Annotated in this window: 18 protein-coding genes; 6 read left to right on the top strand and 12 right to left on the bottom strand. The window is 36.3% G+C overall.

Annotated elements, in window-relative coordinates; all coding sequences use genetic code 11:
• Window positions 1–93: 93 nt before the first annotated feature.
• The 5 genes from FFS26_RS00190 to FFS26_RS00170 all read right to left on the bottom strand — a co-directional run bounded on the left by FFS26_RS00190 (window position 94) and on the right by FFS26_RS00170 (window position 4080).
• Complete coding sequence (locus FFS26_RS00190; protein WP_137903948.1) at window positions 94–315, bottom strand: hypothetical protein; 222 nt, start codon at window positions 313–315, stop codon at window positions 94–96.
• Window positions 316–461: 146 nt separating this feature from the next.
• Complete coding sequence (locus tag FFS26_RS00185) at window positions 462–1037, bottom strand: hypothetical protein (RefSeq protein ID WP_137903947.1); 576 nt, start codon at window positions 1035–1037, stop codon at window positions 462–464.
• 167 nt (window positions 1038–1204) lie between these two features.
• Window positions 1205–2242 (bottom strand): peptidylprolyl isomerase, encoded by a 1038-nt coding sequence (locus FFS26_RS00180; RefSeq protein WP_228406592.1) that lies wholly within the window; start codon window positions 2240–2242, stop codon window positions 1205–1207.
• Window positions 2243–2324: 82 nt separating this feature from the next.
• A complete protein-coding gene (locus tag FFS26_RS00175) occupies window positions 2325–2837 on the bottom strand; it encodes a hypothetical protein (protein ID WP_137903946.1) in 513 nt (170 codons plus the stop codon).
• Window positions 2838–3009: 172 nt separating this feature from the next.
• Complete coding sequence (locus FFS26_RS00170; RefSeq protein ID WP_137903945.1) at window positions 3010–4080, bottom strand: branched-chain amino acid aminotransferase; 1071 nt, start codon at window positions 4078–4080, stop codon at window positions 3010–3012.
• Window positions 4081–4165: 85 nt separating this feature from the next.
• Between FFS26_RS00170 and mnmD the strand changes: the two genes are divergently transcribed.
• On the top strand, window positions 4166–4840 hold the full coding sequence (gene mnmD / locus FFS26_RS00165; protein ID WP_137903944.1) for a tRNA (5-methylaminomethyl-2-thiouridine)(34)-methyltransferase MnmD: 675 nt from the start codon (window positions 4166–4168) through the stop codon (window positions 4838–4840).
• A 212-nt stretch (window positions 4841–5052) separates the two neighbouring features.
• Complete coding sequence (locus tag FFS26_RS00160) at window positions 5053–5469, top strand: NUDIX domain-containing protein (protein WP_137903943.1); 417 nt, start codon at window positions 5053–5055, stop codon at window positions 5467–5469.
• A 21-nt stretch (window positions 5470–5490) separates the two neighbouring features.
• Here FFS26_RS00160 and FFS26_RS00155 read toward each other — a convergent pair whose 3' ends face one another.
• The gene (locus tag FFS26_RS00155; RefSeq protein ID WP_062670356.1) at window positions 5491–6195 is read right to left on the bottom strand and encodes a DUF4294 domain-containing protein; all 705 of its coding nucleotides are present in this window, start codon (window positions 6193–6195) and stop codon (window positions 5491–5493) included.
• A gap of 51 nt (window positions 6196–6246) precedes the next feature.
• Here FFS26_RS00155 and FFS26_RS00150 point away from each other — a divergent pair, with 51 nt between their 5' ends.
• From FFS26_RS00150 to rpe, 3 genes are read left to right on the top strand one after another with little or no spacing between them, the layout of a single operon-like run.
• Window positions 6247–7320 carry a M42 family peptidase gene (locus tag FFS26_RS00150; protein WP_062670358.1) on the top strand — a complete coding sequence of 358 codons (1074 nt, stop codon included), beginning with the start codon at window positions 6247–6249 and terminating at the stop codon, window positions 7318–7320.
• 5 nt (window positions 7321–7325) lie between these two features.
• Window positions 7326–7625: a hypothetical protein gene (locus tag FFS26_RS22730; RefSeq protein ID WP_228449366.1), complete on the top strand. Its 300-nt coding sequence runs from the start codon at window positions 7326–7328 to the stop codon at window positions 7623–7625.
• Between the two features lie 26 nt (window positions 7626–7651).
• Entirely contained in the window at window positions 7652–8302 is a 651-nt protein-coding gene (gene rpe / locus FFS26_RS00145; RefSeq protein ID WP_034698534.1) for a ribulose-phosphate 3-epimerase, read from the top strand.
• Window positions 8303–8510: 208 nt separating this feature from the next.
• Here rpe and FFS26_RS00140 read toward each other — a convergent pair whose 3' ends face one another.
• From FFS26_RS00140 to FFS26_RS00130, 3 genes are read right to left on the bottom strand one after another with little or no spacing between them, the layout of a single operon-like run.
• The gene (locus FFS26_RS00140) at window positions 8511–8996 is read right to left on the bottom strand and encodes a DUF1772 domain-containing protein (RefSeq protein ID WP_228449365.1); all 486 of its coding nucleotides are present in this window, start codon (window positions 8994–8996) and stop codon (window positions 8511–8513) included.
• 38 nt (window positions 8997–9034) lie between these two features.
• Window positions 9035–10132 (bottom strand): DUF692 family multinuclear iron-containing protein, encoded by a 1098-nt coding sequence (locus FFS26_RS00135; RefSeq protein WP_137903941.1) that lies wholly within the window; start codon window positions 10130–10132, stop codon window positions 9035–9037.
• Window positions 10133–10135: 3 nt separating this feature from the next.
• Window positions 10136–10357 (bottom strand): hypothetical protein, encoded by a 222-nt coding sequence (locus tag FFS26_RS00130; protein ID WP_110011638.1) that lies wholly within the window; start codon window positions 10355–10357, stop codon window positions 10136–10138.
• Between the two features lie 154 nt (window positions 10358–10511).
• Here FFS26_RS00130 and FFS26_RS00125 point away from each other — a divergent pair, with 154 nt between their 5' ends.
• Window positions 10512–12359 carry an alpha-L-fucosidase gene (locus FFS26_RS00125; protein ID WP_137903940.1) on the top strand — a complete coding sequence of 616 codons (1848 nt, stop codon included), beginning with the start codon at window positions 10512–10514 and terminating at the stop codon, window positions 12357–12359.
• Window positions 12360–12424: 65 nt separating this feature from the next.
• Here FFS26_RS00125 and FFS26_RS00120 read toward each other — a convergent pair whose 3' ends face one another.
• The 3 genes from FFS26_RS00120 to FFS26_RS00110 form a co-directional block, all read right to left on the bottom strand.
• The gene (locus FFS26_RS00120) at window positions 12425–12841 is read right to left on the bottom strand and encodes a nucleoside-diphosphate kinase (RefSeq protein WP_034722935.1); all 417 of its coding nucleotides are present in this window, start codon (window positions 12839–12841) and stop codon (window positions 12425–12427) included.
• A 617-nt stretch (window positions 12842–13458) separates the two neighbouring features.
• The gene (gene rsgA, locus FFS26_RS00115; protein ID WP_110011636.1) at window positions 13459–14385 is read right to left on the bottom strand and encodes a ribosome small subunit-dependent GTPase A; all 927 of its coding nucleotides are present in this window, start codon (window positions 14383–14385) and stop codon (window positions 13459–13461) included.
• Between the two features lie 163 nt (window positions 14386–14548).
• Window positions 14549–15628 (bottom strand): chorismate mutase, encoded by a 1080-nt coding sequence (locus tag FFS26_RS00110; RefSeq protein WP_047431451.1) that lies wholly within the window; start codon window positions 15626–15628, stop codon window positions 14549–14551.
• Window positions 15629–15637 lie beyond the last annotated feature (9 nt).

Below are 15637 nucleotides of genomic sequence, written 5' to 3'. Positions count from 1 at the left end.
ATTTATATTGTTAATAACATAGTATTTCTAACAAAAAAGCCACTCCTTCCGGAGCAGCTTCCGATAACAAAGTTATCTTAACATCGTAAAAACTTATTCTTTAAACAGATCCTTCATCATTTCTTCAAGGATCTTCTGGGTTTCTTCTTCAATCATTTTCCCTGACTTTTCAACAAGCTCTTCTCTGAATGGTTCACAGCAGGCTTTTATTCCAAAACCTTCATCTGTTTTTATAAATTCCGGATGCCTACTGTGTTCTTTGCATACTTCAGATTCTATTTCCTTCTTTATCTGGTCGTAATTCAGCTCAAACATATTTTTTTATTTTGTTCTTTTAAGTGCACGATAAAGATAGAAGTAATAAAGCCATACCGAAATCCGTATTTCTACGGTATTTTCAGGAAACAAAAAACCGTCATTTCACGACGGTACTATTCTATGAAAAATTATTGCTTACTCTTTTAGAATTTGTCCAGAATTTTCTTGGGTAAGATCTTCATCAGTTCTTTCTTATATTCCTTTTCAAGAATAACAAATTTCCATGCTTTTTTATCTTTTGAAACCGCACAGGCTTTCATAGCAGCGTTGATGAGATATGAGCCTTCGCTGGCGACATATTTCACATTATTTGCTCCGTATTTGGCTGTCAATGCACCGTTCATTCTCTTTTTCATATCATCATTTAATGAACTGACATTGCATTTCAGTTTCAAAAAATAAGGGGTAATAGAAAAATATTCCCCGGTTATGAGTTCAGGCTTTTCAATATTTCCAAACTTCAGATCCTGTACTTCAATTTTCATGAATGGATTATTGTAAGTCATATTCAAAATCTGGGTCATCTGCTCTTTTGAAACTAGGGTAAAGAATTTTGGGTATATGCCGTTTACTGCCTGGTCCATTTGTTTAGCTTGAATACTGTTGACAAAATAGGTAAGTGATTTCTTTATCGCTGCATCGTCAGGATTTGCTTTAGTCTGGGAAAAAGCCATCAACGACAGCATAATGAACAGAAACAGAAGTGATTTGATTTTCATTTTCTTGATTATTGTTACAAGTTTAAAATAATTCGTATCAGAAAAACAGTGAGCCTTTCCGGATAGTAAATGGGTCGTACCATTTACACAGATCGTTACGGAATATCTCTCAGCAGAATAAAAAAAGCCATCCTCTCGGACGGCTTTGATACTATTGTGAAATTCAATTATTTTACTTTTACAAGCTCAACATCGAAAACCAACCATGAGTTTGGCGGGATCACTCCTCCTGCTCCTCTTTCTCCGTAAGCCATTGCAGGCGGGATCAATAATGTAGCAGTTTCACCTTCTTTCAATAACAGGATACCTTCATCCCATCCTTTGATTACTCTTCCCATTCCGATTGGAATTTCGATAGGTTCGTTTCTCTTGAATGAAGAATCAAACTCAGTTCCGTCTACCAGTTTACCTGCATAGTGTACAGATACATTGTCACCAGCTTTTGGCGCTTTACCGTCAGCTGTTTTTGTAATTTTATAGTAAAGGCCTGATTCAGTTTTTTGCATACCAGCTTTCAGGTTTTCAACCAATTTCTCCTGGTTAGCTTTGAATTCTTCTTCTCTTTTTTTCTTTTCAGCTTCTTCTTTAGCGATGAAAGCTTTATTGTTTTCTGCGATTTTAGCCTTTCCTTCATTGAAAGTTTTAGCTGCATCGTAATGCTTGTATTCGTCACCTTTGCTGAAAACAGAAACTTTTTCTAAAACGATATCTGTTTTAGGTTTGTCCTGAGCTCCTTTTTCAACGTTAGCAATCGCATCAATTACCTCATTTCCTTTTACTACTTTTCCGAAGATCGTGTGTCTTCCATCTAACCAAGGGGTAGCTACTTCAGTAATAAAGAATTGAGAACCGTTGGTGTTTGGTCCAGAGTTAGCCATAGAAAGAATCCCTTTTCCTGTGTGTTTAAGGTCGTTTCTTTCGTCTTCGAATTTATACCCAGGATCTCCCATTCCAGTTCCCTGAGGATCTCCTCCCTGGATCATGAAATCTTTAATTACTCTGTGGAAAATAGTTCCGTCATAGTAAGGAACTCCTTTAGCCTTAGCTTTGTTGTCGATTTTCCCTTCTGCAAGACCGATAAAGTTGGCTACAGTTACTGGTGCTTTCTTGTCTTCAAATTTTACAATTAAGTTACCTTTTGTAGTTTGAAGATTGGCATAAAGTCCGTCATTAAGACCTTCGTAAGTTTCTTTGTCTACGTTCATTTTTTTATAAATTGGGGTACAACTCATCAGCGAAATACTTGCCGCTGCCAGAATTATATTCTTGTTAAACAATTTCATGTATTTATAAAGCTTTTAATTTTATGATTAATGGAATGTCGTTGTCTATTTTCTTTTCGTCTCCGTAAGTTCCGTAGGCCAAAGAAGACGGTACCAAAAGTGTTACTTCCTCTCTATCATGTATAAAACGCAAAGCGTTCTCCACTGCTCTCAGTTCATCAAAGTGTCCGAATCTGGCATCTCTTCTCTCAAAAGGCTGATCATAAATTTTAGTCTGGTCAAAATCATACAGATCATAAGAATAGGAAATGGTTGTTTCATCTTTCCTTCTTTCTCTCTGATCATAGCCTTCCACGGTTACCCAATAATTAAGCTGCGTAGGATAATATTTTACAGACTGGCCACTGATCCAGTCCTGAATCTGGCCACGTTCTATAACATTTAAATTTTTCATCCTGTTTTTAGAAACATCCAGATCTTTCTGGCTCAATACCCCGCCTACAGGGGGATGTACCGTCTGTGTATTTCTGTTGCAGCTCAACAGGCTTATGGCTGATATGAAGAGTATTTTTTTCATAAACTTTTGCGAAAATACACATTTCGCGAATCAATTACAAAACTTGACACAGAAATATGTGAATGTTGTAACGCATTGATCCCAGCCAAAAAGTCTTCGTGCATTTTACGTGAATACACAGGTACGAAAAAGCCGGGAAAAACCCGGCTTTCATATCGTTATATCAATAGTATTATACTGTTTCCAATACGTGATCTACCATCACTCTCCATCCGAACGGATCTTCAGACAAATTGGTTTGTAAGTCTACCAGATCTTTTTTAAGGATAGCCGCATAGCTTTCTTCATCAGATAATCTCGGAAGCGCAAGTTTTTCTCCCTGATATCCTAAAGCCTGGAATTGAGTGGTTACTACTGCTGTACCTACCCCCCATACTTCTTTAAGTTCACCGTTCTTTAAAACTTCGATTACAGTTTTTACCGCAATCGGTTCAATTTTCACTTCGATACCTCTTTTCTTCGCTAACTGGATGAAGCTGTCTCTCGTTACTCCGTCAAGGATTTTCTCAGATGTTGGCGGCGTATAGATCGTATCGTTGATTCTAACAAACACGTTCATTGTACCACTCTCTTCGAAATATTCGTGTGTAGCATCATCCGTCCAGATGATTTGCTCATACCCTTCTTCAATAGCCAACTGTGTTGGATAGAAAGAAGCCGCATAGTTACCTGCAGCCTTTGCAGAACCTACCCCTCCGTTTGCTGCTCTTGAATAGTGATCAGAGATCTTTACAGATACCGGTTCTGAATAATAACTCTGCGCCGGTGTTGCAACGATGGCAAACATATATTTATTAGCAACTCTTGCTTTCAAAGCTTCCTCTGTAGCAAAAATCAAAGGTCTGATATAAAGCGACATTCCTTCCCCCTGTGGAATCCACTCTCTGTCAATATCTACCAAAGCTTTCAATCCGTCTAAAAACATTTCTTCAGTCACTTCTGGCATAGCAAGACGTTTCGCTGACTTGTTGATACGTTCAAAATTCTTTTCAGGCCTGAAAAGGAAAACCTGCCCGTCTTTGTCTTTATAGGCTTTCATACCTTCAAAACAAGCTTGTCCGTAGTTTACTCCCATCATGGCAGGCGTAAATGGAATCGGACCGTAAGGAACTAATTTTACATCACCCCATTTTCCGTTTTCATACTCACAAATGATCATATGATCGATGAAAGTACTACCAAATGAAAAATTGTTAGGGTCAAATGTAGAAATTCTGGAGTTTTCAGTTTTTTGAATTATCATTTTTTAAAATTTTTACGATGTTCTACAAATTTAACATAATTTTCTAAATATAAAAATTTTAGAGTAAATTTGACAAAAAATTAGCTTGAAAAGAGAGATTAAGACCACAAACGACGGAAGTAAAACATTGTTTATCAATGATTTAAATGAAAACTATCATTCTCATCACGGAGCCCTGCAGGAAGCCGAACACGTGTTTATCAAAAATGGACTGAATTTAATAAATGATTGCGAAATTAATATTTTAGAACTCGGTTTTGGAACAGGTTTGAATGTTTTGGTAACAATTAATGAATATTTAAAAACTGACAAAAATCATGTCATCAATTATTTTTCGCTCGAAAAATACCCCATAAATGAATCCGAAGTTAAGGATTTGGCTTACTTTGAACTTTTTGATAACCCAGAGTTTAAAAATATTTATCAGAAAATTCATCTGGCAGATTGGGAAAAATCAGTAGAAATCATTAGTGGATTCAATTTAAAAAAGATAGAATGTGACTTTTTCGACCTGAAAGACATTGATCTGCCTAAAATTAATCTTGTTTACTTTGACTGTTTTGGAGCCAGAGTACAGCCAGAGCTTTGGGAAAAGCCATTGTTTGAACACGTAGCTGACAAAATGGCCATTAACGGATTATTAACCACCTACTCTTCTAAAGGCAGTGTAAGAAGAATCCTTCAGGAACTGAATTTCAAGGTGGAGAAAAAACAGGGACCTCCGGGAAAAAGAGAGATGATTAATGCAATTAAATTGTAGAATGGAAGCTTGAGGAAGGAAGCTGAACGTTTACAGCCGGGTGCTTAATTAATTTTGATTTTTTATTTTAGAATAATAATCAATATAATATATAAGATATGTTGGTTCAATATTATTAGATAGTATTAAACTTCCAGCTTCACGCTTCCAACTTCCGGCTTTTCCAACAAAATTCCTTACATTAGCTATACAAAATATTATACATTATATATATGATAGACAAGATCAACATTAGAGTGTATGCCTGTGCGGTAAAAGATAAACAAGTTTTAACCTTATTTGAAGAATATGCCGGCGAACCTTTAATGAAATTTCCGGGCGGCGGATTGGAATACGGTGAAGGAGTCCTGGAATGTCTGCATCGTGAGTTTGATGAAGAGCTTAATGTCAAAATCAATATTCTGGAACATTTTTATACTCAGGAAAATTTTCTGGTATCGCGTTTCAGAGAAAACGAACAGCTTCTTACCATATATTATATAGTAGATATCGTTAACGAGGAAGACTTTATTATTCTGGATCCCTGTATTGAAAAAACAGAATGGATTGATATCGACAGACCGGACAATCCTTTTCCTCTTCCCATAGATAAAATTGTATTTGATAAATTAAAAGAAAAATTCCTGTAAGAATGCTTACAGGAATTTATATTATTTCTTTACTTTAAAATCATTAGCTCCGGGATAAGGCTGCAGATAACCTGAGTTCCAGTTGGACTGCAGTAATGATTCTATAAATTCATCACTTCTGTTGGTGTGGGGATCATAGCGTTCTTTAAGGTCAATATCAGCCATTTTTCCTTTTACATTCCACCAGAAAGCACTCCATCCACCTCTTAATTCTTTGATAATTTCAAATACATTTTTTCCGGTTGCCCTGTTCATCAGTTTTGCAAAAACCTGTCCTTCGGTAGTCGTAAGATCTCTCAATTGTTTTTCATATTGGTCAGCCAGTATATTCTGTCTTTCTCTTACAAACTTTCTTTTGGCTTTGCTGTCCAGATCATTCATATCTTTCTGGATATCTCTGTACTGCTGCAATGCAGTCACAAATAACGGATATACCCTGTACAGCTTTTTATTGAGAAAATAATAGTAATTCTTATCCAACTGGTTATTAAATCTCGGTTTATTCACTAAAACCAACTCATCCAATACGACTACAGGCTCTCCATTGATTTCATACACCTTAATCTTCTGCTGTTCATCATAATAATATTTATTACCAAATTCATCCACTTTCAGAGATTCAGGCGGGTATTGATTGAGTGGTTTCGCCACTATCCCATCCTTCTGACCGAAAACACTTACTCCAAAAAAGAGAATAAAAAGGCAGATAATCTTACTAAAATTCATTATTTTTACACTTATAAGAAGAAAAATTAAACGCAAAAATCATTCCTTTTTATGAAATTTGAAAAGAAATCTTTGAAATTTTTAGAGAAATATTTAAACACATCATCTCCAACAGGTTACGAACATAAAGGGCAGGAAGTCTGGATGGATTACATCAGACCTTACGTGGATAAAATTGAAGTAGACCATTATGGAACCTGCTATGGGATCATCAATCCGGAAGCTGAATTCAAAGTAGTGATTGAAGCACACGCTGATGAGATATCATGGTATGTCAATTATATTACAGATGACGGATTGATCTACGTCATCCGAAACGGAGGTTCTGATCAGACGATTGCTCCTTCAAAAGTTGTCCATATCCATGGTGAAAACGGAATTGTAAAAGGGGTATTCGGATGGCCGGCTATTCATACAAGAACCAATCAGAATGAGCCTACGCCTAAAATTGAAAATATCTTCATCGACTGTGGTGCGACTTCTAAAAAAGAAGTGGAAGAAATGGGAATTTTTGTAGGTTGTATGATCACCTACCCGGATGAATTCTTTGAAATGAACGACAGATATTTTGTCTGCAGAGCTCTGGACAACAGAATCGGCGGTTTCATGATTGCTGAAGTTGCCAGGCTGCTAAAAGAAAATAAAAAATCTATACCGTTCGGACTTTATATTACCAATTCTGTACAGGAAGAAGTAGGTTTATATGGTGCAGACATGATTGCTGATACTATCAAACCGAATATTGCCATTGTAACGGATGTTACCCACGACACAACCACTCCAATGATTGAAAAGAAAAAAGAAGGAGATCAGAAATGTGGTGCCGGGCCGGTAGTATTCTTCGCACCAAGTGTTCACCACACCATCAGAGAATTAATTATTGACACCGCAAAGACCAAGAAAATACCATTCCAGAGAGCTGCAGCCAGCAGAGCAACCGGAACTGATACAGACGCTTTTGCCCACTCTAACGGCGGCGTACCAAGTGCTTTAATTTCCTTACCTTTGCGTTATATGCATACTACAGTAGAAATGGTATCTAAAGAAGATGTAGGTAATGTCATCAAACTTATCTATGAAACAGTTCTTAAGATCAAGCCGGAAATGAAACTGAAGTATCATTAATTAAAATGAAGGCTATTTCTGATTTAATAAAAAGACCAACCTTTATCTCTATTGTATTTATTACACTTGTAGGGCTAGGGATTCCTTTAATTGTCTATCAATTATTTACATCCGGTCCCAGTGGAAGCTTAGGAATTACAATAGAAATAATTTTCTTTTTAGCACTGTTTGGACTGCTTGTAATCGACAGATTTCTACTCACAAATATTAACAATAAAAAGTTATCTGTCATAGAAGTGATTTTAATAACAGGATATCTAGCCAATTATTACTTCACCCATGACCATTCATTTTCAATAGGATAATAAAAGTAAAAGTATAAAAAGTAAAAATGAAAACGAAGCTTATTGCTCCATCCCTTTTATCAGCAGACTTTGGGAATCTGCAAAGAGATATTGAAATGCTGAATAATTCTCAGGCCGACTGGTTCCACATTGATGTCATGGACGGAAGATTTGTTCCTAACATTTCTTTTGGTTTTCCGGTAATGAAAACTGTTCAGCAGCATGCTAAAAAATTTGTGGATGTTCACCTGATGATCGTGGAACCTGAAAAATATGTTGATGAATTCATCAATCATGGTGCTGACCTTGTTTCTGTTCATTATGAAGCATGTACCCACCTTCACAGAACTATTCACCATATTCAGAGCAAGGGAGCAAAAGCAGGTGTTGTTTTAAATCCTTCTACTCCTGTATTGATGCTTGAAGATATTATTGCAGATGTGGATCTTGTATTGTTAATGAGCGTAAATCCGGGATTCGGAGGACAGAAGTTCATTGAAAATACTTACAAAAAGATTGCAGAAACCAAGGATCTGATCTTAAGTAACAACTCAACTGCACTTATCGAGGTAGACGGAGGAGTAAATCTTGATAACGCTTCCAAATTATTTGAAGCAGGTGCCGATGTTCTTGTTGCGGGAAATGCTGTTTTCTCAGCTGAAAGCCCGGAAAGAACAATCGAGCTTTTAAAAATCTAAAGAAACTATCTTTATGATAAACAAAAGGCAGCCATTGGCTGCCTTTTCTCTTGTTTGGAAATTTAAGTCGTCTTGGTTATAATCTTTTTTTCAACTTATTTGAAAATGTTTAAAACTATCTTGCTAACAACACAAAGATCTGAATAAAACCAGACGTACACATCGGTAGAAATACGTAATTTAATAGTAGGTATTTTCACTTAATCCATTACAATTCTTTATTCCAGACACAGGCGCAAACTACAAAAAGGATGGAAATCACGGAAAAAACAGTTCTTATATTATTGAGAAAATTCCATCTGTTTTCAAAATTTTCCCGCATCTGTCTGATCGCTTCTGCTGTAGAACCAGAGATATCAAATTTATCCAAAGTATCATTCATCGGAACATTTCCGGCAACCGTTACCCCAAAAACTCCAATCAGATAAGCCAGTGTAGCAAGAAGAAGAAAAATAAAAACAGGCTGCTGTCCGCGGAGCAAAAATGTAGATAAGGGAAGAAGAACCACCGTTCCCATAAAACTCATAAAGAATACAGGGTTCAGAATTTCCCTGTTGATATTCTGCATAGCTTTGAGGTATTCCGTGTCAGAAAGTTTTCCCAGACCGAGCACAACTGAGCATGAATACGCATAGAAAAGTCCTCCTATCAAAGCAGTGAGGACAGCGGTAATGATCAATACTAATGTTGTCATTTTCATATAATTTGATTTTGGTTATCAGGATAGAATAATTAATAAGGATTCCATTTTTTAATGATATTCTGCGCTGTAAGGATCATTTCAGCGTCCCAGTTTTGTGTTTTAAAATAATGAAAGTCCAGATCTTTAATAGCCTTCACATCTGCATGATCATAAAGAAGTCTTGTGAGTTTCGACTGTTCTTCATACAAAAGCAAGTCTTCCAAAGGTTTTTCGAAAAGTTTCACTTTCTTTTTACACCAACGTTTATTTTCTTTGAATTTCAGGTCTGAAGTTTCAATTATTGTTCTGACTTTATTAAAATCATCCAGAAAATCATTTCTTTCTTCTTCGGTTTTCAAGGTATGCCCCAATCTTTCAATAATAATGTATTCCAGATTTGGACATTGTGTAAGAACCGAGGGTAAAACAGAGAGAATTTCTTCAGGAATAACATCATCATGAGTATCTCTCCTCACCTGCTTCTTTCCATACGCACTCTCCTGCCAGCTGCCGCCTGAAAGATGAATTTCTTTTATTTTATCAAGTGGATACAGGTTTATTATTTCCTGAAGACCAACTTCAAAATTACAGGACTGGCAGTAAATATTATGCAGATCGAAGATCAGAAAACCATCAGTATCTTCTATCAGTTTGTCAAGAAAAACCCCTTGCTCTTTCACATCATCAATGGAAAATGAGAATGCCAGATTTTCCACGCCTACAGGAATATCCACCGTTTCCTGAAGTCTATATAACCTGTCTTTCCCAATCTGTAGGGTTTCCGGCCCCAGAGACACCGGCAACGGAACTCCCTGATGAAAATTTTCAGTATTCATGAAGCCAAAATGTTCCGTAATATGATTGTATTTCCGCAGGCTGACTTCTTCTTTCAATTTCTTCAGCCATTCTTCCTGCCTTGCCGTCCATATCGCATCAAATAAAGAATAATATACTCCATGCCCTATTAAACGGTTATTTTCTGCGTAGAAATTCAACAGATCCCGAAGCCAATCCGGCTCATTGGTGTGATAAAGCGTATCAAAAGACCATTCCATCACTTCTATGGCATTATCCTGCAACAATGGCAAAACAGCAGAAAGAAAATCTGCTTCCGCCATCATTGACACTCCTAACATGGGCTTTCTCATCTTCTATCCCATTCCGCAGGCCGGACAACCATATTCGCGGAGTACAAGGGTATCTTTTTTAACTACCGGCTTAGGGGTTCCCGGTTTTTTCTTTTCAACGGTGTCCGCGGAAGTGGCTTTCTTTATTTTTTTGACAGGCTTTTTTGTTTTAGTTTCTGGTTTAGTAGTCTGCGCAGAGACACTTACCGCCAATAAACTTGCCATTAATATTGCTGGAATTTTCATAATTGCTTTTTCGGGTAAATTTTACAATAAACGTTCCATTTATAAAAATACAATAATAAGAAACGTTTTGACAACAATTATCATTAAATATCACAAACTATTCTACACTATAATGTTTTCTTTATCTATATTTAATGTTAAAATAAAACTATATATGAAAAGCAGTCTGATTAAAGCTGTCTTCCTTGGATTGATATTATCTGTAAGTAATATCGACGCACAGGTTCAGACAGTTGACAACAGCAAAAAAATGGAATGGTTTAAAAATGCCAAACTGGGAATTTTTATTCATTGGGGAATCTATTCGGTTAATGGAATCTCGGAATCATGGTCATTCTTCAATAATTATATTAATCACGAAAACTATATGAAACAGCTGAATGGTTTTTCAGCTTCAAAATACCAGCCGCAACAATGGGTAGATCTGATAAAAGAATCCGGAGCAAAATATGCGGTCATTACCACAAAACATCATGACGGAGTTTCACTATGGAATTCGGGAGCAGAAAAAGCAACAACTATCCCTCAAAATTCTTTGGCTAAAAAAGATGTGCTAACTCCTTTTGTTTCTGCGATGAAAAAGTCCGGATTAAAAACTGGACTTTATTTCTCTTTGCCGGATTGGAGCCATCCGTACTATGACATCAATACCCGGACAAAAAAACGCTATGAACTTAAAAATGATCCAAAGCGCTGGCAGAATTTTATCAGCTATTATCAGGGTCAGCTTAATGAGCTATCTGCCCAATATTCTCCTGACCTCCTTTGGTTTGATGGAGACTGGGAACATACTTCCGAAGAATGGAAAGCTTCTCAAACCCTGGATTTACTCAGGAAATACAATTCTAATATCATTATTAACTCAAGACTCAATAATCATGGAGATTACGACACTCCCGAGCAGGGCATTCCGGTAGTTCCGCCTCAAAATCAATATTGGGAGCTTTGTTATACCATGAATGATTCCTGGGGGTATCAGCCTTTTGACAAAAGTTATAAGACACCCAATATGATTGTAAGGACTTTGGCAGACGTGATCAGCATGGGAGGAAATCTTTTGCTTGATATCGGTCCGAAATCAGATGGCACCATTCCGGAAGAGCAAATTGAAATTCTGAAAAACCTGGGCAGATGGACATCCAAAAATGAACATGCCATCTATGAAACAACCCGCGGAATTTCTTTTGACAACTATAAAGGAAAATCAGCGTTTTCAACCTCGAAAAAATCTTTGTTTCTTTATCTTGAAGAAGCTAAAAAACTTACAAAAATCTATGGACTTGCAACAAAACCCCTTTCTGTAAAAATCATTGGAGATCCATCTGCTGTTGTTACAATGGATTATAATGCTGAGAAAACACTGAATTTAAATTTCTCCAAAGTAAAATTTGACAAGGATGTCACGGTGGCAGAACTTACTTTTGACACTCCTCCTGCATTTTTGAACGATTTTAAGAAGGAAAAACATTCTCTTCCCGAAATACTGGAAAGCAAAAATACCCAGGAAGCCGTCTATGATATCGCCAATGCTTTAAACTATGATCAGAATTTAGTTAGCCATGAAGGCCTTACTCTAGATGGCCTTGACATGAAAATAAAAAAAACGTCTAAAACAAATCCGGAAACCATAGAATGGATAAGCAAGCATGCCGAAGCTTTATTTGAAACAGGAAAAGGCCTTCCGGCGGGTCACTACCCAGGAATGAGCGCTTTATCAAAAGACAAACAGACTCTATATCTTTTTGTGGAAGGAGTTCCTACGGGACCTATTGCTCTGAAAGGGATAAAAAACGAGATTGCCAGAATAAGAGTTGTGGGTGAAGGCACTATTCTTCCTCATACGATTTATAATAAACTGTACTGGAGCGACAGACCGGGAATTATTTATATTGATATCCCTAAAGAAAGACTTGATCAACAACTGACGGTGATCGCGGTTTTGCTTAATAAACCTGTTGAGCTATACAGAGAAAAAGTGGGAGCCATTGAAAATAATCTTTAAAGATCCCCATAAAAACAAAATCCGGAGAAAATTCTCCGGATTTTTTATTTTGTAAGATGATTTTCTTAGAAAATCTCTCTTCCTGAAAAATGGAATTGAGCTTCGATTAATGCATTCTCGTCAGAATCTGAACCGTGAACAGCATTTTCTCCGATGCTTCTTGCAAACATTTTTCTGATTGTACCTTCTGCAGCTTCTGCAGGGTTAGTAGAACCGATCAATGTTCTGAAGTCTTCAACTGCATTGTCTTTTTCTAAAACTGCTGCAACGATAGGACCAGAGCTCATGAATTCTACCAATTCTCCATAAAATGGTCTCTCAGCATGTACTTCATAGAATTTTTTTGCATCAGCAACTGTAAGCTGAGTTAATTTTAAAGCCTTGATCTTAAAACCTCCTTCAGCAATCTTACCCAATATAGCACCGATATGTCCGTCAGCAACTGCATCAGGCTTAATCATAGTGAATGTAATGTTAGACATAAATGTATATTTTTTTAATGGCGCAAAATTACAAAAAATATCTTTGATTTTTATTTTAATTTTTTTTTAACATAAAAATAACTTTTATTAAGAAATTATAAGATAAACTTTGGCACAGTAATTGTTTATTCTATTGCGATTCTCATGTTTAATTTGAGTTTTCATGGTTATTAGTTTTTACCCAGCTTCGGCTGGGTTTTTTATTTGTAAAAAATGGCAGTATTTTTTATTAATTATATAATTTTTTAATGAATATCGGATTATATTTAATGATTTTATCCATTTTATTTCAATTGGTGAAATAATTTTATTTTTTGAAAATCCAATCTCATGGTGGTCAGAAATATGACAAAAGTGGAGTTATCTGCCAAAATTGTAAAATTGAAAAGTAGAGTTATTTAAAAACGAATATTTTTTTCATTTAAAATTAAAAAAATAATTACAAGAAATAAAATATCCAGAATACATTAAATTGATCTTTAAAAAAAAGAATAACAGTAAATATTATTCTTTAACACTTTCGACAAAATAGTTTAAAACAGAAAAAAGAGACCATCCAATGATAGTCTCTATATTATTTCTAACAAATTTGTCCTGTTACATAAAGATTGTATTGATTATTTCTGAGACGCTTCTTCTGCCTCGTCCATCAGTTTAATGTAAGTAGCATAGCGCGAATGCTGAATTTCTCCTGTTTCAAGGGCATCGATAACAGCACATTTAGGCTCATTGATGTGAAGACAGTTATGAAATTTACATTCTTCTCTCTTTTTAAAAATTTCAGGAAAGTAATGCTGTACTTCTTCTTTTTCAATATCAATCATTGCAAATTCACGAACCCCGGGAGTATCGATAACGTTTCCTCCAAAATCCCAGAAATGCATCTGGGCAAAAGTTGTTGTGTGTTTTCCTTTCAGGTGGGTATCTGAAATTTCAGAAGTTTTTAAATTCAATCCCGGCTGCAAAGCATTCACTAAGGTAGATTTTCCACAACCTGAGTGGCCAAAGAATACGGAAGTTTTATCTTTAAGAATTTCCTGAAGCTGGTCAAGATTTAATTTTGAATAGGAAGAAATTTCCAGGGTATCATACCCTATCTCCTGATATAGGAATTCAATATCTTTTACAATTTCAATTTCTTCTTCGTGCAATACATCAATCTTATTAAAAAGAATCAGTGGTGTAATATTATAAGCTTCACAGCATGCCAGGAACCTGTCCAGAAATCCTAATGACGTTTCAGGATGTTTCAGGGTAAAGATAAAGCATGCCAAATCAATATTGGAAGCAATAATATGAGCTTCTTTGGAAAGATTTACGGATTTTCTGATCAGATAATTAGAGCGGGGTTCAATTTTCGTGATCCAGGCAATATCATCCTGTTCCAGTTGGAACTCAACAAAATCTCCTACAGCAAGTGGATTGGTAAGTCTGGTTTTTATTAATTTGAATTTCCCCCTGATTCTGGCCTCGAAAATTTTATGTGTTTCCAATTCCAAAACCTGGTACCAACTGCCTGTAGATTTAATGATTTTTCCTTTCATAGATAATGCTGGTGCAAATATACGCAATTAGGGCTTAGCATTCAGAAAATAGGGTCAAAAACACAATGTTTCAATTCTCCTAAATACTGATGGCTAAGCCCTGATTTATTTTTTTTACTGAATATCTAGTAAAAATTATACTACTCTTACTATTATCCGCAATTTATCTCTCGATCATAATATTATTCTGAACTTCAATAGATTCTTCGTGAATCGCTTTGAATACTTTTTCAATAAACTCCTGAGACATTCCTGTTTCTTTTGCTTTTTGGGTAGCGTATTCTGTGATTACTTTCCAACGTTCAGGCTGGAAGATCGCAATGTCATTTTCTTTTTTAAGCTTACCGATCTTTTCAGAAATTTTCATTCTTTGAGAAAGAAGTTCAATTAACTGGAAGTCAAGATCGGAGATTAAAGTTCTGTGTCTTCCCATTTCTCCTTCAAAACCGGCAAGATTAGAGCTTCTCACTTTCAGATTTCCGATAAGATCTGCAAGAACTTCAGGAGTGATCTGCTGGGAAGCATCGCTCCATGCTTCATCAGGATTACAGTGAGATTCAATGATCGCTCCCTGGTATCCTACGTTAAGTGCCTCCTGTGTAATATCTGCAAGACCTGTTCTGTTTCCGCAGATGTGAGAAGGGTCGATTAACATTGGAATATTTGGAAACTGGCTCTTGAAATCAAGGGCAATCTGCCAGTTTGGATTGTTTCTGTATTTTGTTTTCTGGTAGGTTGAAAATCCTCTGTGAATAACTCCAAGGTTTTTAATGTCCTGTCCTAAAAGTCTTTCCAAAGCTCCGATCCATAAAGCAAGATCCGGATTTACAGGGTTTTTCACAAATACCGGTTTATCAGTTCCTCTTAAAGCCATTGCAATTTCCTGTACCGTAAATGGATTCACTGTAGAACGCGCTCCGATCCAAAGAACATCTACGTCTGCTTCTAAAGCTGCAAATACGTGGTGTGCATTGGCTACCTCAGTTGCTGTTTTAAAACCGTATTCTTCTTTTACTTTTTTCAGCCAGTTCAAACCGATCACTCCTACTCCTTCGAAACCGTTGGGTTTGGTACGGGGTTTCCAGATTCCGGCACGGAAAACGGATACATTGGCATTGGATTCCTTAATTCTCCTGGCCGTTTCAAGCATCTGAGCTTCACTTTCCGCACTACATGGTCCTGCAATCATTAGTGGCTGTGTAAGCCCATCGATCCACTCATTTTTTAAATCATTTAAATTCATTATTCTAAA

Origin of the sequence: Chryseobacterium sp. 2VB (assembly GCF_005503635.1) — a bacterium.
GTDB classification, from domain to species: Bacteria; Bacteroidota; Bacteroidia; order Flavobacteriales; family Weeksellaceae; genus Chryseobacterium; species Chryseobacterium cupriresistens.
This window is presented reverse-complemented; position numbering and strand designations above follow the sequence as displayed.